This window comes from Olsenella phocaeensis, from assembly GCF_900120385.1.
Classification (GTDB): Bacteria; Actinomycetota; Coriobacteriia; order Coriobacteriales; family Atopobiaceae; genus Olsenella_I; species Olsenella_I phocaeensis.
Map to the genome: position 1 here is coordinate 202,005 of NZ_LT635494.1, position 19,356 is coordinate 221,360.

At 66.4% G+C, this 19,356-nt stretch carries 20 protein-coding genes; 9 read left to right on the plus strand and 11 right to left on the minus strand.

The genetic code is table 11. The annotated features are described in order from the left end of the window. Positions 1–54: 54 nt before the first annotated feature. The gene (gene pta / locus BQ7388_RS00880) at positions 55–1,032 is read right to left on the minus strand and encodes a phosphate acetyltransferase (RefSeq protein ID WP_072499554.1); all 978 of its coding nucleotides are present in this window, start codon (positions 1,030–1,032) and stop codon (positions 55–57) included. 214 nt (positions 1,033–1,246) lie between these two features. Here pta and glf point away from each other — a divergent pair, with 214 nt between their 5' ends. After that, complete coding sequence (gene glf, locus BQ7388_RS00885; RefSeq protein WP_062531262.1) at positions 1,247–2,446, plus strand: UDP-galactopyranose mutase; 1,200 nt, start codon at positions 1,247–1,249, stop codon at positions 2,444–2,446. A gap of 27 nt (positions 2,447–2,473) precedes the next feature. Continuing rightward, complete coding sequence (locus tag BQ7388_RS00890) at positions 2,474–3,523, plus strand: glycosyltransferase family 2 protein (protein WP_009279124.1); 1,050 nt, start codon at positions 2,474–2,476, stop codon at positions 3,521–3,523. A 207-nt stretch (positions 3,524–3,730) separates the two neighbouring features. Here the strand turns inward: BQ7388_RS00890 and BQ7388_RS00895 are convergent, their stop codons facing one another. From BQ7388_RS00895 to BQ7388_RS00910, 4 genes are all read right to left on the minus strand, one after another. Next, positions 3,731–4,702, minus strand: coding sequence for a P1 family peptidase (locus tag BQ7388_RS00895; protein WP_062531256.1), 972 nt, complete (start codon positions 4,700–4,702; stop codon positions 3,731–3,733). Next, positions 4,699–5,340: a Maf family protein gene (locus BQ7388_RS00900; protein ID WP_009279126.1), complete on the minus strand. Its 642-nt coding sequence runs from the start codon at positions 5,338–5,340 to the stop codon at positions 4,699–4,701. The genes BQ7388_RS00895 and BQ7388_RS00900 overlap by 4 nt, the downstream gene beginning before the upstream one ends. 67 nt (positions 5,341–5,407) lie before the next feature. Next, complete coding sequence (locus BQ7388_RS00905) at positions 5,408–5,593, minus strand: ferredoxin (RefSeq protein ID WP_009279127.1); 186 nt, start codon at positions 5,591–5,593, stop codon at positions 5,408–5,410. A gap of 190 nt (positions 5,594–5,783) precedes the next feature. Continuing rightward, positions 5,784–6,185 (minus strand): GNAT family N-acetyltransferase, encoded by a 402-nt coding sequence (locus tag BQ7388_RS00910; protein WP_072500404.1) that lies wholly within the window; start codon positions 6,183–6,185, stop codon positions 5,784–5,786. Between the two features lie 752 nt (positions 6,186–6,937). Between BQ7388_RS00910 and arcA the strand changes: the two genes are divergently transcribed. From arcA to BQ7388_RS00940, 5 genes are all read left to right on the plus strand, one after another. Then, positions 6,938–8,188, plus strand: a complete 1,251-nt coding sequence (arcA, locus tag BQ7388_RS00920) for an arginine deiminase (RefSeq protein ID WP_062531253.1) — start codon at positions 6,938–6,940, stop codon at positions 8,186–8,188. 128 nt (positions 8,189–8,316) lie between these two features. Continuing rightward, complete coding sequence (gene argF, locus BQ7388_RS00925) at positions 8,317–9,312, plus strand: ornithine carbamoyltransferase (RefSeq protein WP_072499556.1); 996 nt, start codon at positions 8,317–8,319, stop codon at positions 9,310–9,312. 485 nt (positions 9,313–9,797) lie between these two features. After that, a complete protein-coding gene (locus BQ7388_RS00930; protein ID WP_072499557.1) occupies positions 9,798–11,384 on the plus strand; it encodes a YfcC family protein in 1,587 nt (528 codons plus the stop codon). A gap of 137 nt (positions 11,385–11,521) precedes the next feature. Next, positions 11,522–11,896, plus strand: a complete 375-nt coding sequence (locus BQ7388_RS00935) for an MmcQ/YjbR family DNA-binding protein (RefSeq protein ID WP_062531249.1) — start codon at positions 11,522–11,524, stop codon at positions 11,894–11,896. 57 nt (positions 11,897–11,953) lie between these two features. After that, complete coding sequence (locus BQ7388_RS00940) at positions 11,954–12,322, plus strand: hypothetical protein (RefSeq protein WP_062531247.1); 369 nt, start codon at positions 11,954–11,956, stop codon at positions 12,320–12,322. A 119-nt stretch (positions 12,323–12,441) separates the two neighbouring features. Here the strand turns inward: BQ7388_RS00940 and BQ7388_RS00945 are convergent, their stop codons facing one another. The 3 genes from BQ7388_RS00945 to BQ7388_RS00955 all read right to left on the minus strand — a co-directional run bounded on the left by BQ7388_RS00945 (position 12,442) and on the right by BQ7388_RS00955 (position 14,860). Next, on the minus strand, positions 12,442–12,747 hold the full coding sequence (locus tag BQ7388_RS00945; RefSeq protein ID WP_009279135.1) for a hypothetical protein: 306 nt from the start codon (positions 12,745–12,747) through the stop codon (positions 12,442–12,444). 196 nt (positions 12,748–12,943) lie between these two features. Beyond that, the gene (trpS, locus tag BQ7388_RS00950; protein ID WP_062531245.1) at positions 12,944–13,993 is read right to left on the minus strand and encodes a tryptophan--tRNA ligase; all 1,050 of its coding nucleotides are present in this window, start codon (positions 13,991–13,993) and stop codon (positions 12,944–12,946) included. 117 nt (positions 13,994–14,110) lie between these two features. Continuing rightward, positions 14,111–14,860, minus strand: coding sequence for a M48 family metallopeptidase (locus BQ7388_RS00955; RefSeq protein ID WP_062531243.1), 750 nt, complete (start codon positions 14,858–14,860; stop codon positions 14,111–14,113). A gap of 91 nt (positions 14,861–14,951) precedes the next feature. Here BQ7388_RS00955 and BQ7388_RS00960 point away from each other — a divergent pair, with 91 nt between their 5' ends. After that, on the plus strand, positions 14,952–15,551 hold the full coding sequence (locus BQ7388_RS00960; protein WP_062531241.1) for a 5-formyltetrahydrofolate cyclo-ligase: 600 nt from the start codon (positions 14,952–14,954) through the stop codon (positions 15,549–15,551). Between the two features lie 189 nt (positions 15,552–15,740). Continuing rightward, positions 15,741–16,340, plus strand: a complete 600-nt coding sequence (locus BQ7388_RS00965) for a 5-formyltetrahydrofolate cyclo-ligase (protein WP_062531241.1) — start codon at positions 15,741–15,743, stop codon at positions 16,338–16,340. Positions 16,341–16,423: 83 nt separating this feature from the next. On the opposite strand, the gene BQ7388_RS00970 is transcribed toward BQ7388_RS00965, so the two are convergent. The 3 genes from BQ7388_RS00970 to BQ7388_RS00985 form a co-directional block, all read right to left on the minus strand. Beyond that, the gene (locus BQ7388_RS00970) at positions 16,424–17,845 is read right to left on the minus strand and encodes a type II 3-dehydroquinate dehydratase (RefSeq protein ID WP_083558157.1); all 1,422 of its coding nucleotides are present in this window, start codon (positions 17,843–17,845) and stop codon (positions 16,424–16,426) included. Next, positions 17,846–18,991 (minus strand): bifunctional chorismate mutase/prephenate dehydratase, encoded by a 1,146-nt coding sequence (locus BQ7388_RS00980; protein ID WP_009279141.1) that lies wholly within the window; start codon positions 18,989–18,991, stop codon positions 17,846–17,848. Positions 18,992–18,994: 3 nt separating this feature from the next. Then, positions 18,995–19,356 (minus strand): chorismate synthase (locus BQ7388_RS00985; RefSeq protein WP_129583212.1); only part of this gene is annotated, 362 nt, incomplete at its 5' end.

Below are 19,356 nucleotides of genomic sequence, written 5' to 3' on the forward strand. Positions count from 1 at the left end.
CACCCATGTGGGCGAGAGGGGCCACCGTTCGTCCTGGGGCCTGTGCCGGAGGGGCTACTCGGCCATCTGGGCCTGGACGGCGGTGATGGCGACGACGCCCACGATGTCGTCGGCGGAGCAGCCGCGCGACAGGTCGTTGACGGGCTTGGCGATGCCCTGGAGCACCGGGCCGTAGGCCTCGGCGCCGGCGAAGCGCTGGACCAGCTTGTAGCCGATGTTGCCCGCCTCGAGGTCGGGGAAGACCAGGATGTTGGCGTTGCCGGCGACCTTTGACCCGGGGGCCTTGAGGGCGGCGACGCTCTTCACGAGGGCGGCATCGAGCTGGAGGTCGCCGTCGAGGGCGAGCTCGGGGGCCTTCTCGTTGGCGAGGCGGGTGGCCTCCTGGACCTTCTCGGGGACCTCTCCCTTGGCGGAGCCCTTGGTGGAGAAGGAGAGCATGGCGACCTTGGGCTCGTCGCTCATGAACTGCTTCCAGGTGTTGGCCGAGGCGATGGCGATTTCGGACAGCTCTTCGGCGGTGGGGTCGATGTTCAGGCCGCAGTCGGCGAAGAGCAGCGTGCCGTCCTGGCCGTACTCCGCCTTGTCGGTGCACATGATGAAGAAGGCCGAGACGAGCTTGGTGCCAGGGGCGGTCTTCAGGATCTGCAGCGCGGGACGCAGGGTGTTGGCGGTGGAGTGGCAGGCGCCCGAGACCAGGCCGTCCGCGTCGCCCATCTTCACCATCATGGTGCCGAAGTAGGTGGCGTCGTCCATCTGCTCGCGGGCCTGCTCGATGGTCACGCCCTTCTTCGCGCGCAGCTCGGCGAACTTCTGGGCGTATGCCTCGTGCCGCTCGCTGGTCCTGGGGTCGATGACCTCTGCGCCCTCGACGTCGATCTGGGAGGGGTCACCCAGGATGACGAGCTTCGCCAGGCCCTCGGCGACGATCTTCCTGGCCGCCTCGATGGTGCGGGGGTCCTCGCCCTCAGGCAGGACGACGGTCTTGACGTCGGCCTTGGCTGCGTCCTTCATGCGCTGCAGAAACTCGCTCATCGACTCTCCTTCTGGTTGTTGTTCCCTGCCCAAGAAGGCCGCTCGGCCCCAATCTATGGGGCCTGGGCCTGGCTTTTGGGTGCAATCCTCCCCATTATAGGGCGGCGTGATAGAATCGACCAAGGAATCGAGCCGCGGGCAGGGGCCTGCAACTCGATTTATTTGTGCGCAGCGCCCGCGTCACGTGCGGGCCGCCCATCGAAGGGAAACGACCATGAACCTCAACGCAGGCCTTCCGGACGACTTCAACCCCTCCTCCTTCGACGCCATCGTCGTGGGGGCCGGATACGCCGGTGCCGTCTGCGCGCGCCGTCTGGCCGAGGCCTGCGGCTTCAAGGTCTGCATCCTCGAGCGCCGCGGCCATGTGGCGGGCAACGCCTACGACTACGAGGACGAGGCCGGCGTGCTGGTGCACAAGTACGGCCCGCACATCTTCCACACCTCCGACGAGCGCGCCCACCAGTTCCTCTCGCGCTTCACCGACTGGACGGAGTACCAGCACAAAGTCCTCGCCGACGTGCATGGCACCCTCATGCCCGTCCCCTTCAACCACACGTCCCTCAAGCTCGCCTTCGGCGAGGAGAGGGGAGAGCGGCTCTTCCAGAAGCTCGTCGCGACCTTCGGCATGGACAAGAAGGTCCCCATCATGGAGCTGCGCGAGAAGAACGACCCCGACCTCTCCGAGGTGGCGGACTACGTCTACGAGAACGTCTTCCTGCACTACACGATGAAGCAGTGGGGCAAGACGCCCGACCAGATCGACCCCTCCGTCATGGGCCGCGTTCCCGTCTTCGTGGGCGACGACGACCGCTACTTCCCCCTGGCGCCCAACCAGGGCATGCCCGCCGACGGCTACACCGCCATGTTCGAGCGCATGCTCGACCACGACCTGATCAAGGTCTACGTGGGCGTCGACGCCCGGGACCTCCTCAGCACGGCGGACGGCGTGGTCAACGTCTGCGGCAGGCCCTTTGGCGGCGAGGTCATCTACACCGGTCCCCTGGACGAGCTCTACGGCTTCGACCTCGGCGCACTGCCGTACCGCACGCTCGACATGGTCTTCGAGACCCTGGACATGGACCAGTTCCAGCCCGTGGGCACCGTCAACTACACCGTGAGCGAGAACTTCACCCGCATCACGGAGTTCAAGCACCTCACCGGCCAGGTCCTCCCGGGCAAGACGACCATCATGCGCGAGTACTCCCGCAGCTACATCCCCGGCGTGGGCGAGACCCCGTACTACATCATCAATGAGCCCGAGAACCTCGAGCTCTACCGTCGCTACCGCGACCGCACGAGCGGGCTTGTCAACTTCCACGTGGTGGGTCGTCTCGCCGAGTACCGCTACTACGACATGGACGGCGTCACCGCCTCCGCTCTCGAGCTCTCCGACGAGATCATCTCCAACCACTAGCCGAGGGTCCCGGTCGAGGTCCGATTGATGTCGCAGACGAGTCAGAAGAAGACGATCAGCTTTGGCGTGCCGTGCTACAACTCCGCCGAGTACATGGACCATTGCATCGGGTCCATTCTCGAGGGTTCGGGCCACGCCGAGGACGTCCAGATCGTCATCGTGGACGACGGGTCCACGAAGGACGACACGCTGGCCAAGGCCCGTGAGTGGGAGGGCCGCTTTCCTGGCTTGGTGAAGGTCGTGCACCAGGAGAACGGCGGGCACGGAATGGCGGTGCTCGCCGCCCTGGAGGCTGCGGACGGCACCTACTTCAAGATCGTCGACTCCGACGACTGGGTCGACGAGGAAGCCCTCCAGGCCCTGCTCAAGACCCTGCGCGAGTTCATCGCCTACGAGACGCGCGTCGACCTCGTGGTGACCAACTACGTGTACGAGCATGCGGAGGACGGCAAGCAGAACGTCGTCGACTACGGGTTCGCCCTTCCCAAGCGCAAGATCATCGGGTGGGACAGGATTGGCCACTTCAACATGGCCCAGAACATGTTGATGCACGCCCTCTGCTACCGCACCGACGTGCTGCGCGACGGAGGGGTGCCCATGCCGGCGCACACCTTCTACGTGGACAACATCTACGCCTACGTCCCCCTGCCGCGCTGCCGCACCCTCTACTACCTGGACGTGGACCTCTACCGCTACTTCATCGGGCGGGAGGACCAGTCGGTGAACGAGGACGTGATGGTATCGCGCATCGACCAGCAGCTTCGGGTCACCCGCGTGATGATGCGCGCCTACCATCTCTACGACGACATACCGAGCCGTCGCCTGCGGAGCTACATGGTGGGCCACTTCACCCTCATGATGGCCGCCTGCTCCATCTTCTCGAAGCTCTCTGACGATCCCTCCGCCATGGACGACCTCGACTCGCTCTGGAAGGAGCTCCGGCAGTTCGACGCGCGCATGTACTGGAGGGCGCGCAACGGGCTCGTGGGCATCGCCATGAACCTTCCCGGAGAGGGTGGCCGAAGGGCCACGGTCGGCATCTACCGCATCGCCCGGAGGCTGGTCAAGTTCAACTAGCCGTCCCTGGCGGACGCCCGCCTCATCGGGGCACCCAAGCGGAAAACTGCGCACGATAGCGTCGAATTGTGAAGACGCGTGACGTTTGCCCAGATGATCCTCACTCTGGAAAGATACCGTGCGCAGTTTTCTAGCCTGCCAAGCCGTAAAAAGGCCCACCTGCGAAGCGGATGGGCCTAGTCGCACGACGATTGGCCTGTCAACACCTCACTCGAGGTCGCTGACGGCAGGGAAGCCGTAGGCGCCCTCGGCGGAGCGGACGCCGTCCACGATGGCCTCCTCGAGCGCCCTCGTGGCGAGCATGCCCACCTCGTCGACCGTCGCCTCGACCTCTCCGGTCGCCATCACGAAGATGGTGTCGCCGTCGTTGGTGGTGTGGGTGGGCTTGATGGCGTGCGCGTAGGCGTCGGCGGAGATCTGCGCCACCTTGGTGGCCTGGGCCTTCGTGAGGGAGGCGTTGGTCACCACGCAGGAGATGGTCGTGTTGGTCCTCAGGAAGGGCACATGGTCAGAGTGGGCCGCGAGTGACCCCGCGAGGTCGAGGGGACGGCCCTCGTTTGACAGGGTGCCCGCGACGGGGCTTCCGTCCTTTGGGTCGACCACGTTCCCGAAGGCGTTCACCGCGGCGATGGCGCAGCAGACGAGTTCGCCGGAGCCTGCGGTCGCCCGTCCTAGGCCGCCCTTCATCGCGTGGGCGGGCCCGCGGAGCTTGCCCACGGTGCAGCCGCAGCCAGCGCCGTGGTTGCCCGCCTCGAGCTCACGGTCCCTCTCGTCAAGCGCACGGGCCACGGCGAGCGCGCCCTCCGCCGTCCCCGGACGGACGTCGGGGGAACCACAGGCGAGGTCGAAGACGCAGGCGGAGCTCACGATGGGGACGACGCCTACCCCGACGTCGAGGCCGATGCCCCTGCGCTCGAGCTCCTCGGCCGCTCCGCAGGCCGCCGCGAGCCCGTAGGCGCTGCCGCCCGACAGCACGACGCAGTGGAGCTTGCTCACGGTCTCCTCGGGCCTCAGGAGGTCCGTCTCCCTCGTGGCGGGGGCTCCCCCTCGCACGTCCACGGCCCCCGTCGCCCCCTCGGGGCAGACGATGGCCGTGCATCCCGTGCCCGCCTCGTGGTTCGACACGCTCGCCGCGAACACGCCCGCAATGGGGAAGGCGGCTCCGTCGATCCTGCTCACTGCGCTCCTCCTAGCACTTGGGCCGCGAGGTCCACCTCGTCGCCCAGCAGGTCCGAGAGCTCGCGGACGAGCCGGGAGACGGGAAGCCCCACGACGTTCTGGTAGTCACCGGCTATAGAGCGTACCAGGAAACGGCCGCGCCCCTGAATGCCATAGGCACCGGCCTTGTCGAGCGGCTCACCGCTCTGGGCATAGGCATCGATCTGGGTGCGCGTGAGCTCCCAGAAGGACACGGTCGTCGTCTCGACGAAGGAGGCCGGGCGGGGAGAGCCGTGCTCGGGCAGCGCTGCCAGGCAGACGCCGGTCGAGACCCGCGACTCCCGCCCTGACAGCTCCCTCAGCATGCGGGCCGCGTCATGCGTGTCCCTAGGCTTGCCCAGGACGTCCCGTCCGGGCATCCAGACGACGGTGTCCGCGGCGACCACGGCCTGGCAGCCGGAGCGCCCGGGTGCTTGGAGCTGGGGGAGGGCAAGGCAGGCCTGTGCCTTCATCCTCGCGAGGCGCTCGACGAGGGCGACGGGAGACTCTCCCTCCTGGCGCGTCTCGTCGACCTCAGGTGGGAGCACGAGGAGCTCGAACCCCGCCTCCTCCAGCAGCTGGCGGCGGCGGGGCGAAGAAGATCCCAGTGCGATGCGCATGCTGTTCCTCCAAGAAAAAGGGAGCCGCGTCAGCGGCTCCCGGGCGTCACGCTCGTTGGTAGCTGTGCTACTCGACGGTGATGGCGCTGACGGGGCAGTTGTCGGCGGCCTCCTGGGCGCTGTCCTCGTTCTCCTCGGGGACCTCGTCGACGATGACCTCGGCGACGCCCTCGTCACCGATGGCGAAGACCTCGGCGCAGGTGGACTCGCAGAGACCGCAGCCGATGCAATCCTCGTTCACAGTTGCCTTCATGGTGGTTTCCTCTCACTCTGAATCCGAACCCAGGCCCCTTACCCAAGTTCTCTAGACCCCTTTGTACTATTACTTCGCCCGGAGCGCTAGTGCCAATGTGGGTAGCGCGCGAGCCACTGGGGCTCGTCCGTCCAAAAGGGACGCCATACGCATGGGCCCACTTCGGGTTGGGCGTGGCGGCCGAAGGTCATCAGCGTCTCATGAATCCGCAACAGCCCAGCTCCGAAAGCGTACGGAACCCCATTGACCGATAAAAGGCCTTGGTCTTCTCGTTGTCGTCGGTCGCAAGCTCTATCTGGCGCACGTCGCCATAGCGGTCGAGCACGGCCTCGACTAGTGCCGTGCCGACTCCCTGCCGCTGCCTCTCGGGGTAGACCAGGACATCCTGGATGAACACAATGGTGAAGCCGTCGCCGACGGCCCTGATGACGCCAAGCAGCTCGTCGCCTTCGTAAGCGGCCAAAACCAGCAGAGAATGCACGAAGCCGTTTCGCAGAGCTGCGGGGTCTCTCGTGTATGCCGTCCAGCCCACCGCATCATAGAGCGGCTGTATCTCGTCCTCGCGATAGTCCGTGTACTCCCTTATCCCCATCTGCCACCCCCAGATTCCGACTTCCCCTGCGGCGTCCGGCCCACAGCACGAGCCCCAAGGCACCATCCGGCCTCTTAGAGGCCCTCGGGCCTCAGCCCCGGGCCCTCGACAGCAATGTCACGCACTCGACGTGGAAGGTCTGGGGGAAGAGGNACGCGTGCGCGCACCAGGTCCCCGGGAACGCCACCGCTCACGAAGACCGCCTTCCCGTCGTCGCGATGGGCGACGGAGTCGGGCCCGTAGGCCATCCTCTCGACCCTGAGCGTGAGCTCCCCTCGCACCTCTTCTGCCACCGGTTTCCCTCCAAGGCTCGTGTCCCGGTCACTCCCGGGTCCCAGAAGATTCTAGCAACTGGCGACCGCCCGCCTCCCGCCCGGAGTGGCGTGATTCGCAGTGATGAATGAAAATGAAAATCTATAGTATATTTATGGAAGGTTTATTAGATTGAGTCAAGGGGGTGAATAGGCGTCTTAAGTTCAAAAAATAATTTAGGAAATCAGAAAATTAGTTTTGCCAAATCATAAAATAGCAGGTAAATATAGGTGATAATCAAAGCAAGAAATAATGGTGCTACCGCTTAGGGATCCAAAGGGACCGTTCCCGCGAAAGTCGCGATTGTGGGTGAGACGCATAAATTGATTGGATATAGTCTGTCTTGGCGTTATTCTGGTCTCGCCGGGATGCCTCCCGTGCGAGAGGACTATCGGTCTAGTGCCAGACACTGTGCTGGCACAGAAAGAGTAGGAGGAACCATGGCTAACGGGCTTTATGTCCACAGCGAGATTGGCCCCCTGAAGAAGGTCCTGCTTCACCGCCCTGGCGAGGAGCTTCTCAACCTTCCCCCCGACGAGCTGGGTCGTCTGCTCTTCGATGACGTGCCCTTCCTCGAGGTGGCCCAGCAGGAGCACGACCGCTTCGCCGAGATTCTGCGCGAGCAGGGCGCCGAGGTCCTGTACCTCGAGAAGCTGGTCGCCGAGGCCCTGGACGCCGCCGGCTCCCGCGAGGAGTTCACCGAGCAGTGGCTCGACGAGTCCGGTCTGCGCGGCACCCACACCCGCGCCACCGTCAAGGAGTTCATGGACTCCATCACCGACACCCAGGCCTTCGTCGAGAAGTGCATCGCGGGCATCCGCAAGAACGAGCTTGAGCTTCCCACCAAGTCGAGCAACCTCCTTGCCGACCTCGTGGGCTATGACCAGGACAGTGAGTCCGACCTCCTGATCGACCCCATGCCCAACACCTACTTCACCCGCGACCCCTTCGCGATCGTGGGCAAGGGCGTCAACCTGAACCACATGTTCTCGGTGACCCGCAACCGCGAGACCCTCTTCGGCAAGTACATCTTCCGCGACCACCCCGACTACAACGACGCGCCCCTGTGGTACCGCCGCGACTCCGCCTACCACACCGAGGGTGGCGACGTCCTCAACATCAACGCCCACACCCTGGCCATCGGCATCTCGCAGCGCACCCAGGCAGCCGCCATCGACGCGCTCGCCCAGCACATGTTCTGGGAGAAGGGCGACGAGTGCGAGATTGACACGATCTATGCCTTCAACATCCCCGTGTCCCGTGCCTTCATGCACCTCGACACCGTCTTCACGCAGATCGACGTCGACAAGTTCACCATCCACCCGGGCATCATGGGCACCCTGCAGGTCTTCAAGCTCACCAAGGGCGCCTCTGAGGGCGAGGTCAAGATCGAGGAGATGAACGACACCCTCGAGCACGTCCTGGCCAAGGCCATGGGCCTCGATGCCGTCAAGCTCATCAAGTGCGGTGGCGGCGACCCCGTCGCGGCGGCCCGCGAGCAGTGGAACGACGGCTCCAACACCCTTGCTGTCGCACCTGGCAAGATTTGCGTCTACCAGCGCAACACCGTCACCAACGACGTGCTCTACAAGGAGGGCCTCGACCTCCTCGTGGTTCCCTCGGCCGAGCTCTCCCGCGGCCGCGGCGGCCCCCGCTGCATGAGCATGCCCTTCGCCCGCGAGGACATCTAGCCTCCTAGGCAATCCCCCGAATCCGGAGATGACCCCGTCGTCTCCGGATTCGGGCTGTACATCGGTTCGTCACCCCGGTTTTTAGGTGCCGGCGACATGAGGTCGCCGGCAGACAGAAAGGACAACGCATGGGCGTCAACCTCCGCGGCCGCAGCTTCCTCAAGCTCCTCGACTACTCCTCCGACGAGATTCGCTACCTCCTCAAGCTCTCCGCCAACTTCAAGGACATGAAGCGCACCGGCGTGCCCCATCGCTACCTCGAGGGCAAGAACATCGTCCTCCTCTTCCAGAAGACCTCCACGCGCACCCGCTGCGCCTTCGAGGTCGGCGCCTCCGACCTCGGCATGGGCGTGACCTACCTCGACCCCAACTCATCGCAGATGGGCCACAAGGAGTCCACCGAGGACACCGCCCGCGTCCTCGGCCGCATGTTCGACGGCATCGAGTACCGCGGCTTCAGCCAGGCCCAGGTCGAGGAGATCGCCGAGAAGAGCGGCGTGCCCGTGTGGAACGGCCTCACCGACGACTTCCACCCCACGCAGATGCTCGCTGACATCCTCACCGCCCAGGAGGAGTTCGGCCAGGACCTCCGCGGCCGCAAGCTGACCTTCTTCGGCGACTGCCGCAACAACGTCGCCAACTCCCTCATGGTCGTCTGCGCGAAGCTCGGCATCAACTTCTGCGCCTGCGGACCCAAGGAGCGCATGCCGGAGGACGAGCTCGTCGCCACCTGCCGCGAGATCGCCGCGCAGAACCACTGCGAGGTCGTCCTCACCGAGGATCCCCACGAGGGCGCCAAGGACTGCGACGTGCTCTACACCGACATCTGGGTGTCGATGGGTGAGTCCTACGACCTCTTCGGTGAGCGCATCAAGCTCCTCTCGCCCTATCGCGTGACCAAGGAGCTCATGGCCGAGGCCAAGCCCACCGCCATCTTCGAGCACTGCCTGCCCTCCTTCCACGACACCAACACCACCCACGGCAAGGAGGTCGCCGAGGAGTTTGGCATCACCGAGATGGAGGTCACCGACGAGGTCTTCGAGGGGCCGCGGTCCCGCGTCTTCGACGAGGCCGAGAACCGCATGCACACCATCAAGGCGGTCATGTACGCCACCCTCTGTTAGACGGCTCCGCCCCGACCTCCCCGCCATTTGGCGGGGAGGTTTTTTCTGGTGGGGGGAGAAGGTTCCCTCCCTTACTTTTTTGCAGTCGTCCTATCAGTTTTTCTTTGCGATGCGACGTTTAGATTCACGAATATATGCAGTTTGTTGATTGTGGAGCATATGTGGATACAGAAGCGTCGCTTGTCTTTCACTTTTGGTCAGAGCAAGATCCTTACCCCATCCAAACTGCGACTTTGTTGCCCTAAGTCCAGTAGTCCATGAGCTTGAAAGGGTGTGAAATCTGGCAAAGGGTTCTTGTTAAAGATGACTGGCAGCGTCATACCATTCGGGGACTATTGAATAACGCTCACCCTTTGCCGATTTGCCCCCGCATTCAAGATTTGTACAATCTTAGGAGAACTTGCGGGATTTCTGTTCAGTTTTGGTTTCGCAAGGTTTTCTGTTCCATACGACAGGCGTCTTGGACGCCGAAAGGAGTTGCGGTCATGTCAGATTCGACAGCGCAGCCTAAGAAGAAGAGGGAGATGCTCTCGTCCTTCTCCATCATCTTCATCCTCCTGGCGGTCGTGGCCGTCATCACGGTCATCCTCTCCGGGTCGACCGACGCCGTGACCGGCGCCACCCTGGCGGACTTCGTCATGGCTCCCGTCAAGGGCTTCGGCGATGCCATTGACGTCTGCCTCTTCGTCATCGTCCTGGGCGGCTTCCTCGGCATCGTAAACAAGACCGAGGCCCTCACCACCGGCATCAACGCGCTGGTGCGCAAGATGAACGGCAACGAGCTCAAGCTCATCCCCATCCTGATGCTGCTCTTCGCCGTCCTGGGCTCCACCTACGGCTTCTGCGAGGAGACCGTCGGCTTCTACGCCCTGCTCTCCGCGACCATGATGGCCGCCGGCTATGACTCCCTGACGGGCGCCATGATGATCCTGCTCGGCGCCGGCGTCGGCTGCCTCGGCTCGACCGTCAACCCCTTCGCCACCGGCATCGCCTCCTCCGCGCTGGTCGACATGGGCATCGCCGTCGACCAGGCCGTGGTCATCGGCCTTGGCCTCGTCCTCATGCTCGTCACCTGGGCCATCGCCGTCTTCTTCGTCCTGCAGTACGCCAAGTCCGTCAAGGCCGATCCCTCCCGCACCCTCATGAGCTCCTCCGAGCTCGCCTCCGCCGAGGAGTCCTATGGCATGGGCGAGGGCGAGGCCGTCAAGGCCGAGCTCACCGGCAAGCAGAAGGGCGTCCTGGTCTTCTTCGCCGCCGCGTTCCTCGTGATGATCATCGGCTTCGTGCCCTGGGAGGACCTCGGCGTCGACGCCTTCGTGGCCGGCTCCGCCTCTCACGACGAGACCACCGAGGTCACCGCCGCCGACATCGTCGAGCAGTACAGCAGCGACAAGCTCGGTGACCTGACGCTCAGCCCCGAGTCCGTCACCGGCGAGCTCAGCTCCTCCGTCACCGACAACGCCGGTTGGTCCGCCTTCCTGACCGGCACTCCGCTCGGCCAGTGGTACTTCGCCGAGTCCACCACCTGGTTCCTGCTCCTCGCCATCATCATCGGCATCGTGGGCGGCCTCTCCGAGCACGAGATCGTCAACGAGTTCATGGCCGGCGCCGGCGACATGATGTCCGTCGTCCTGATCATCGCCGTCTCCCGTGGCGTCTCCGTCCTCATGAGCTCCACCGGTCTCTCGGACTACTTCCTGAACGCCGCCGCCGAGGGCCTCTCCGGAACCTCCGGAATCGTCTTCACCATCGGCTCCTACCTGCTCTACTTCGTCCTGTCCTTCCTCATCCCCTCGACCTCCGGCATGGCGACCGTCTCCATGCCCATCATGGGGCCCCTTGCCGTCAAGCTCGGCTTCAACCCCGCGGTCATGATCATGATCTTCTCCGCCGCCTCCGGCGCGGTGAACCTGATCACCCCGACCAACGGCGCGATCATGGGTGGCCTGGCCCTCTCGCGCATCGAGTACGGCACCTGGGTCAAGTTCGCGATCAAGGTCGTCGCGACCATCGCCGTGGCCTCCATGGTCATCCTCGCCATCGCGATGCTGGCCATCCCCGCGGCCGCGTAGGTCAGACCCACATCGTGCTTCGGCTGGGAGGGCGTCCTTCGGGGCGCCCTCCCTCTTCTTGTGCGCGGGCCTCCCAGAGGCCTAAGATGCAAGAGGGGAAGCCCCGTCCTCGTGGGCGGAGGCAGGGAGGAGCTGGCATGACTGGCGAGGAGCTCTACAGGGTGGCCCTTGACAGCGCGCTCGAGCTGCCTGGGAGCGTGGCGGGCTGCTTCTCTGACGGATGGGAGGACGTGCGCGTCTGCGGCAAGTGGTTCGCCCTCCTGACCGACCACGGCGGACAGCTCGTGAACCTCAAGGCTGAGCCGGACGACGTGCTCGAGCTCACGCATGCCTACCCCTCGATCACGCCCGGCTACCACATGAACAAGAGGCACTGGGTGAGCCTGCGCGCGGGGGACGACTTGGACGACGCGCTGGTGGGGAGGCTGGTCACGGAGTCCTACCTCCTCGTGGTGTCGAAGCTTCCCCGGAGGCTGCGCCCCGTCGACCCCGCTTCGTTTCCGCGCGGGTGACCCGGGGACTCGGGCATCTAAGCACAAGCAAGCAGACCGAACGAGAGGGGACACGACATGGACAAGGAACTCTTCGACTACACGGCCCAGAAGGTGGACGAGCTGCTCGCCGCCTCGTCGAGCTCCGAGGGCACGATCAAGGCCGCACGGGCCTGGAAGGACGCCGTTGCGGGCGGACTCGACGACGTCGCGCTCGAGGCGCAGACCAAGCAGCTTCTCGACGCGCTGGACGAGCACCACACCACGATAGACGAGGTCATCTCGTTTGCCGAGGGCCCCGCGCGCGAGCTCCTCGGCGAGGAGGCGGCCTCCCAGCTCCTCGTCCACCAGCAGGAGCGCAAGGCCGAGGGCGCCCACTACTGCGACTGCGCTGCTTGCACGGCCGCCCAGGAGCTCCTGGCGCGCCACGGCCGCCCCGTCCTGTAGGCCGCCTGTTGCCCATGGCCTGACGCCCAGGCAACTGGACGATACGAGGGGTATCTCGCTCGAGCGTGCTGGGGCGGGGTACCCCTCGGTTTCTATGGCCCTTGCCGCCCTACGTGAGGCTAGGCGGGCCGAAGCTGCACCTCGGCCCCCAAGGGCTTGAGGTGGCCCCTCCGCACGAAGTAGCGGCCGTCCTCGAAGAAGACGGTGCGCCTCGCGCCTCTGCGCCCCAGCACGAGCTCCCAAGCCCGGAAGGGGCGCACCCCCGGTCGTGGCGCGGGCGAGACCTCCCTCGTGGAAGTCACCTGCAGGCTGCAGGCGTGGGGTTGGTAGGGCCAGTGGAGGGCCGTGAACTCCTGGTTCCCGTTGGTGTCCACGAAGAACGAGACCGCCACGTAGGCGCGGTCCTCCTCGTGGGGTGGCGTCACGTACACGGCTCCTGTGCCCCTCTCCACAGATACGAACATCTGTACTGCAACTGACCCTTAGGCTAGCAGCGGGGTGGGACGGGAACACCTGCACGTCGCGGGTGGGGGAGTCGCACAGAAAAAAGTCCCGCCCCGCGCCGATGTCCGAGGACTGGTGCGGGGCGGGAGGGTTGCCGGCGCGTGGGGATGCGAGGTCCTAATAGACCATGCCCATGGCCTCGCGCACCTCGTCGAGGGTCTGGTCGGCGATGGCATTGGCGCGGGCGTTGCCGTCGCGCAGCACGTCCCTCACGTAGTCCAGGTCCTGCTCGAAGGCGTGCCTTCGCTCGCGGATGGGGGCGAAGTAGTCGTTGACGGCCTGGGTCACGTACTTCTTGAGCTGGCCGGAGCCGCCCATGCCAATCTCGTCGGCTATCTCCTTGGGGTCGCGGCCCGTGCAGATGCCCGCGGTGGTGAGCAGCGCCGCCACGCCGGGGCGCGCCTCGGGGTCGAAGGTGATGTTGCGCTCCGAGTCGGTCTTGGACTTCTTGATGAGCCGCGCGGTCTCGTCCGCGCTCATGCTGAGCGAGATCGCGTTGCCATAGCTCTTGCTCATCTTGCGACCATCCAGGCCCGGGAGCAGGGGGGTGGAGGTGAGGAGTCCCGCCACGCTGGGGAACACCTTGCCATAGCGCTCGTTGAAGCGGCGGGCGATCTTGTTGGTGACCTCGATGTGGGGGAGCTGGTCGCGGCCCACAGGGACGACGTTGCCCTTGCAGAAGAGGATGTCGCAGGCCTGGTGCACGGGGTAGGTGAGGAGGAGCCCGGTGAGCGCGTGGCCCGAGGCCTCCTGCTCGGCCTTGACGGTGGGGTTGCGCTCCATCTCGGCCTCGGTCACCAGCGAGAGGAAGGGCAGCATGAGCTGGTTGGCGGCGGGGACGGCGGAGTGCGCGAAGATCATGGTCCTCTGGGGGTCGATACCGCAGGCCAGGTAGTCCATGACCATGTTGAAGACGTTGTCCTGGATGTGCTCCGTGCTGTCGCGGTCGGTGATCACCTGGTAGTCGGCGATGATGATGTTGGTGCGCACGCCCATGTCCTGCAGGCGCACGCGCTCGCGGATGGTGCCGAAGTAGTGGCCCAGGTGGAGCCTGCCGGTGGGCCGGTCGCCCGTGAGCATGTTGTAGCTCTGGGGGTGGACCTCGAGGTCCTCCTGTATCTGGTCGCTGCGCCTGAGCGCGGCCTCATAGCTTCCCTCGTTGGGCATGGGTGCTCCCTCGCGTCGTGTCTGCAAACCCCCCTATGGTACGGCAAGGCCCCAGGCCGGCGCCAGCGGGACGCGAGGGGGGCCGTCGCGTCCCGACCTGCTGCCGACGTGCGGCGGCTAGCGCATGGGCGGGCTCTCCCTGAGGGCGGCGTGTGCCTCGGGCCAGCCGGGGCACCAGCGGTCCATGAGGGCGTAGAAGCGCGCGCCATGGCTGGGCTCGAGGAGGTGGCAGAGCTCGTGGCACACGACGGCGTCGAGGCAGGCCTCGGGCCGCAGGGCCAGCTCGGCGTTGAGGGTTATGGCGCCCGTGCGCACGTTGCAGGAGCCCCAGCGGCTGCTCATCCAGCGCACGCGGAGCTGGCTGCAGCGGACGCCCATCTCCTCCTGACGTCGCTCCAGGAGGGGAAGGGCCGCCTTTACGAGCTCGTCCTTGAGCCAGGGAAGGAGGAGCTGGCGCAGCTCCTCGCCGGCGGGCCGCCAATCGGCGAGGCCAGGCTTGCCCAGGCCGTCCGGCCGAGGCGCGTGCGGACGGACGACGAGCTCGCCCGCGACCCTCTCGACCTGGGTGTGCCGTCCGGCCGCCGGCTCCACCCTGAGGGAGACCCGCTCGCCCAGGAGGTCGAGCGCGCCGCCGTCTTGCCAGTGCTCCCGCTCGGCCCTGTCCCTGAGTCCGTTGCGCTCCAGACAACCGTCCACCCAGGCCCGATGGGCACGGACAAAGCGGGCGAGCTCGTCCGCCGGCACCCGCGACGGGGCGCTCAGGCGCACGCTGCCGTCGGGCCTCACCCTGAGGTTGACGCGACGCACGTCTCCCCGGACGAGCTCGACCTCCAGCCCGTCCACCTCGAGCGTTCTGCTGGTGGACACATGCCCCCTTCGGTTTCCATGGCGCTTCGCATGCGCATCAGGCTGCGCGATGTGCCAATATTGTAGTGTTGGCAGGCGAGAGGGGAGCACCATGGCGAGCAGTTACGGCGAGGATGCCAGCAAGAGCGCTCTGAGGGAGGGCTACCTGGCGATTCGTGACCGGATTGCGCCAAGCCATCGCGAGCGCCTGGACGCTGAGATACGAGCCCACCTCCTGGCCCTTCCCACCTATGCCGAGGCGCAGCTCCTGCTCTCGTACGTTCCCTTCAGGGACGAGATAGACACCCGCCCGATCATGGAGCGCGCCTGGGCGGACGGGAAGCGCGTCGCCCTGCCGCGATGCGTGCCCGGGTCGGTGTCGCTCCAGTTCTTCGAGGTGACGAGCCTCGACGGGCTTCGCCCCGGAGCGCGCGGCGCCCTCGAGCCGCCGGCGGAGGGGGAGCCCCTCACGACCCGGCAGATGCTGGGCTCCGTCTGCCTCGTTCCCGGTCTCGTGTTCGACGCGGACGGATACCGGATCGGCTACGGCGCGGGCTACTACGACAACTTCCTCGCCGTGTACCCGGGCACGAAGGTGGGGCTCGCCCACAGCATGCAGGTGAGCGGGAACCCCCTTCCCGCAGACGAGCACGACATAGCCGTCGACGTGCTGGTGAGTGACGCCGCGGTCTGGAGCTGCCGGCGCTGGTAGGGAGGGCGCGGGANCACCCTGAGGTTGACGCGACGCACGTCTCCCCGGACGAGCTCGACCTCCAGCCCGTCCACCTCGAGCGTTCTGCTGGTGGACACATGCCCCCTTCGGTTTCCATGGCGCTTCGCATGCGCATCAGGCTGCGCGATGTGCCAATATTGTAGTGTTGGCAGGCGAGAGGGGAGCACCATGGCGAGCAGTTACGGCGAGGATGCCAGCAAGAGCGCTCTGAGGGAGGGCTACCTGGCGATTCGTGACCGGATTGCGCCAAGCCATCGCGAGCGCCTGGACGCTGAGATACGAGCCCACCTCCTGGCCCTTCCCACCTATGCCGAGGCGCAGCTCCTGCTCTCGTACGTTCCCTTCAGGGACGAGATAGACACCCGCCCGATCATGGAGCGCGCCTGGGCGGACGGGAAGCGCGTCGCCCTGCCGCGATGCGTGCCCGGGTCGGTGTCGCTCCAGTTCTTCGAGGTGACGAGCCTCGACGGGCTTCGCCCCGGAGCGCGCGGCGCCCTCGAGCCGCCGGCGGAGGGGGAGCCCCTCACGACCCGGCAGATGCTGGGCTCCGTCTGCCTCGTTCCCGGTCTCGTGTTCGACGCGGACGGATACCGGATCGGCTACGGCGCGGGCTACTACGACAACTTCCTCGCCGTGTACCCGGGCACGAAGGTGGGGCTCGCCCACAGCATGCAGGTGAGCGGGAACCCCCTTCCCGCAGACGAGCACGACATAGCCGTCGACGTGCTGGTGAGTGACGCCGCGGTCTGGAGCTGCCGGCGCTGGTAGGGAGGGCGCGGGAGACGCGAGCCGGGCGCGACCGAGAGGGGCGCGCCCCTTGGCCAGACCTCCTTGCCCCGGCCGTCCCGCGGCTAGCCGCGGGTGATGCCCAGGTGGTCGGCAAGGATGCGGATGGCCTCGCGATATCCCCCTATCCCCATGCCCGAGACCGTCTCGATGCAGGCGGCGCGCACGTAGGAGCGCTGGCGGAAGTCCTCGCGCTCCTCGAGCCTCGAGATGTGGACCTCGACCGCGGGGATGCCGACCGCCTTGAGCGCGTCGAGCAGGGCGATCGAGGTGTGGGTGTAGGCCGCGGGGTTGATGACGATGCCGTCCGCGCTCCCGTAGGCGTCCTGGATGGCGTCGACGAGGTCGCCCTCGTGGTTTGACTGGTAGCAGTCGCAGTGGGCGAACCCCTCCTCGCGAGCCGCGTCCGCGCAGAGCTCGAGGAGGGCGGCGAAGTCCTCCCGGCCATAGATGCCCGGTTCCCTGATGCCCAGCATGTTGATGTTGGGCCCGTTGATGACCAGGAGGTGGGGGCCGTCCTCGTCCTCGTAGCCGTCGAAGTCATCCGCCTGGGTCGCGTCGTCCATGCCGCTCAGGAGCGCCTCGATCTCATCGGCGCCCTCGGCCTGGTGGCTGTGGAAGGCCGGGTCGCTGAAGCTGGGGCGGGAGTGACGCTCGCCGACGGCAGCCTCGACCTGACGGGGGACGGGGTCCGCCGCGGGCGTGGCCACGTCGGGGTGGGAGGAGCGCCTACTGGGGGTGAAGCTCACCTGCAGGGGGCTCCCGCCATGGCTGAGGTCCGCGAAGGGGGTCTCGTAGCTCGCGGGCAGCCCGGTGAGTTCTGCGAAGGACTCGAAGACCTGGCCCACCGAGTTGGGCCCGAAGACCACCTCGATGCCGTCGCTGCCGCGTCCCACGATGCCTAGGACGCCCTCGACCTTGCAGAGCGCATTCTTGTCGACGAGGGACGGGTCCCTCACGACGAGGCGCAGGCGCGTCATGCACAGCGTGTTTGCCGTCACGTTGGGGGTGCCCCCCACGAGGTCGAGGACCTCAGACGCCGTCTCCCTGCTGGTCATGCGCGAACCTCCCTGATCCTTCGTCCGATGGCGGCAGGGCGCTCGCCGTCGGACGGTGCGACATACAGACTTTAGCCCACAAGGGAAGGGTGCCGTGGCACCTTGCGCGCGAGCGGGGCTAGGGGGCGGTGGGCGGAAGCAGCCCCAGCAGGCGGGCGACGAGGCGCGCGTCCCCNGGGTGTTTGCCACGCCCAGCCGTCGCGCCTCGGGCGTGGCGTCGTCGGCGAGCTCGAAGGCCCGTCTCTTGTAGGGGATGGTCACGTTGAGGCCCTGCCAGCCACCGAGGAGGAGGAAGTCGTCGAGCTCCTCGGGCTCCCGCTCGAAGAGCTCGTAGGAGGGGAGCCCCAGCGCCGCGTGGATCGTGGGCGACCAGCTGTGGCCGAGCCTCCTACCCAGGAGGCCGAAGCGACCGCCCGACCCGGCCGCCACCTACACCACCTCCGAGTAGCTTCCCAGGTAGCGGACCTCGTCGCAAACGTCGCCCAGGGTCAGGAGGAGCCGGCGGAGCTCGGGCGCCCCGACGGGGCACTCGACGTCGAAGTAGAACATGAACTCGAAGTCGCGGTCGGGGATGGGCCGGCTCTCGAGCTTGAGGATGTTGATGTCAAGCGCATGGAGCTTCGAGAGCACGCGGTAGAGGGAGCCGGGCTCGTGGCTCACGACCAGCATGAGGGAGCTGCGGTCCGCGCCGGGGTAGATGCGCAGGTCCCTCGTGATGCAGGCGAAGCGCGTGTAGTTGTTGTCACGGTCCTGGACGCTGCGAGCGAGCGTGTCGAGCCCATACAGCTCGGCGCAGGAGCGCGAGGCGAGGGCGGCCACGTCGTCGCGCTCCGACTCGGCGACCATCCTCGAGGCGATGGCCGTGTTCTCCACCACGTGGGTGCGGACCCCATGGAGGGACGAGAGGAAGCCCTCGCACTGGCTGAGCGCCTGCTCGTGGCTGTAGACGTCAGAGATCGACTCGAGGCCGCAGCCCGGCTTGGCGAGTAGGTTGTGGTCGATCTTGAGCCGGCAGCTCCGCACCACCTTGAAGTCATGGCGCATCATGAGGTCGTAGACCTGGTTGACCGAGCCGGCGGTGCTGTTCTCGACGGGGAGCACGCCGAACTCGCAGTAGCCCTCCTCCACGGCGCGGAAGACCGCATCGAAGCTGTCGAAGAAGCTGATGTCGGCGTGCTTGAAGAGGCGGTCGCAGGCCATCTGGGAGAAGGCTCCCTCGACGCCCTGGCAGGCGACGTAGGCGTCCTGGGGGAAGTAGCCCGGGCCGTCCTTGAGCGCGGCGTCGACGCGGTCCAGGATGGGGCCGGTGTCGTAGTTGCGCTCCCCCTGCCGCATGCGCGACGCCTCCATGAGGAGCTGCATGAGCACCTCGGCGTATGACTTCAGCTCGGGTGGCACCTCGGCCGCGGCGGAGGCGACCACCCTGCGCTCGCGCGAGCGGTCGAGGATGGGAAGGCCCCTCTCCCTCTTGTAGGCGGCCACGCCCTCGGCGCAGTCCATGCGCTCTTGGAAGAGCGCGAGCATCTGGTGGTCTATGGCGTCGATGCGCTCGCGCAGGCGGGCGAGGTCCTCCATGGTCTAGTCCCTTCCCTCGCCAAGCGAGAACTGCGCGCCCTCGGGGGGGAAGGCGAGCCATGAGTCGAGCAGCGCCAAGGCGCAGACGGCCTCGGCGACGGGCACCGCGCGCGGGGCGATGCACGGGTCGTGGCGTCCCCTCACGCCGAGGCGCGCGGGCTCGCCCGAGACGAGGTCGACGGAGTCCTGGGGGCGGCCGATGCTCGAGGTGGGCTTGACGGCGAGGCGGAAGAGCACGGCCGCCCCGGTGGAGAGGCCCCCGAGCGCCCCACCGGCGTTGTTGGTGGAGGGAACGGGCCGTCCCCCCTCGAGGCGATACGGGTCGTTGTCCTCGCTCCCGCGCAGGCGGGCGGCGCCGAAGCCCC

Excerpts from the sequence above, each read along its gene's own strand:
- pta (WP_072499554.1), bottom strand. The coding sequence starts at position 1,032 with ATGAGCGAGTTTCTGCAGCGCATGAAGGACGCAGCCAAGGCCGACGTC.
- glf (WP_062531262.1), top strand. The coding sequence starts at position 1,247 with ATGAACCTCAACGCAGGCCTTCCGGACGACTTCAACCCCTCCTCCTTC.
- BQ7388_RS00890 (WP_009279124.1), top strand. The coding sequence starts at position 2,474 with ATGTCGCAGACGAGTCAGAAGAAGACGATCAGCTTTGGCGTGCCGTGC.
- BQ7388_RS00900 (WP_009279126.1), bottom strand. The coding sequence starts at position 5,340 with ATGCGCATCGCACTGGGATCTTCTTCGCCCCGCCGCCGCCAGCTGCTG.
- BQ7388_RS00905 (WP_009279127.1), bottom strand. The coding sequence starts at position 5,593 with ATGAAGGCAACTGTGAACGAGGATTGCATCGGCTGCGGTCTCTGCGAG.
- BQ7388_RS00910 (WP_072500404.1), bottom strand. The coding sequence starts at position 6,185 with ATGGGGATAAGGGAGTACACGGACTATCGCGAGGACGAGATACAGCCG.
- arcA (WP_062531253.1), top strand. The coding sequence starts at position 6,938 with ATGGCTAACGGGCTTTATGTCCACAGCGAGATTGGCCCCCTGAAGAAG.
- argF (WP_072499556.1), top strand. The coding sequence starts at position 8,317 with ATGGGCGTCAACCTCCGCGGCCGCAGCTTCCTCAAGCTCCTCGACTAC.
- BQ7388_RS00930 (WP_072499557.1), top strand. The coding sequence starts at position 9,798 with ATGTCAGATTCGACAGCGCAGCCTAAGAAGAAGAGGGAGATGCTCTCG.
- BQ7388_RS00935 (WP_062531249.1), top strand. The coding sequence starts at position 11,522 with ATGACTGGCGAGGAGCTCTACAGGGTGGCCCTTGACAGCGCGCTCGAG.
- BQ7388_RS00940 (WP_062531247.1), top strand. The coding sequence starts at position 11,954 with ATGGACAAGGAACTCTTCGACTACACGGCCCAGAAGGTGGACGAGCTG.
- trpS (WP_062531245.1), bottom strand. The coding sequence starts at position 13,993 with ATGCCCAACGAGGGAAGCTATGAGGCCGCGCTCAGGCGCAGCGACCAG.
- BQ7388_RS00960 (WP_062531241.1), top strand. The coding sequence starts at position 14,952 with ATGGCGAGCAGTTACGGCGAGGATGCCAGCAAGAGCGCTCTGAGGGAG.
- BQ7388_RS00965 (WP_062531241.1), top strand. The coding sequence starts at position 15,741 with ATGGCGAGCAGTTACGGCGAGGATGCCAGCAAGAGCGCTCTGAGGGAG.
- BQ7388_RS00980 (WP_009279141.1), bottom strand. The coding sequence starts at position 18,991 with ATGGAGGACCTCGCCCGCCTGCGCGAGCGCATCGACGCCATAGACCAC.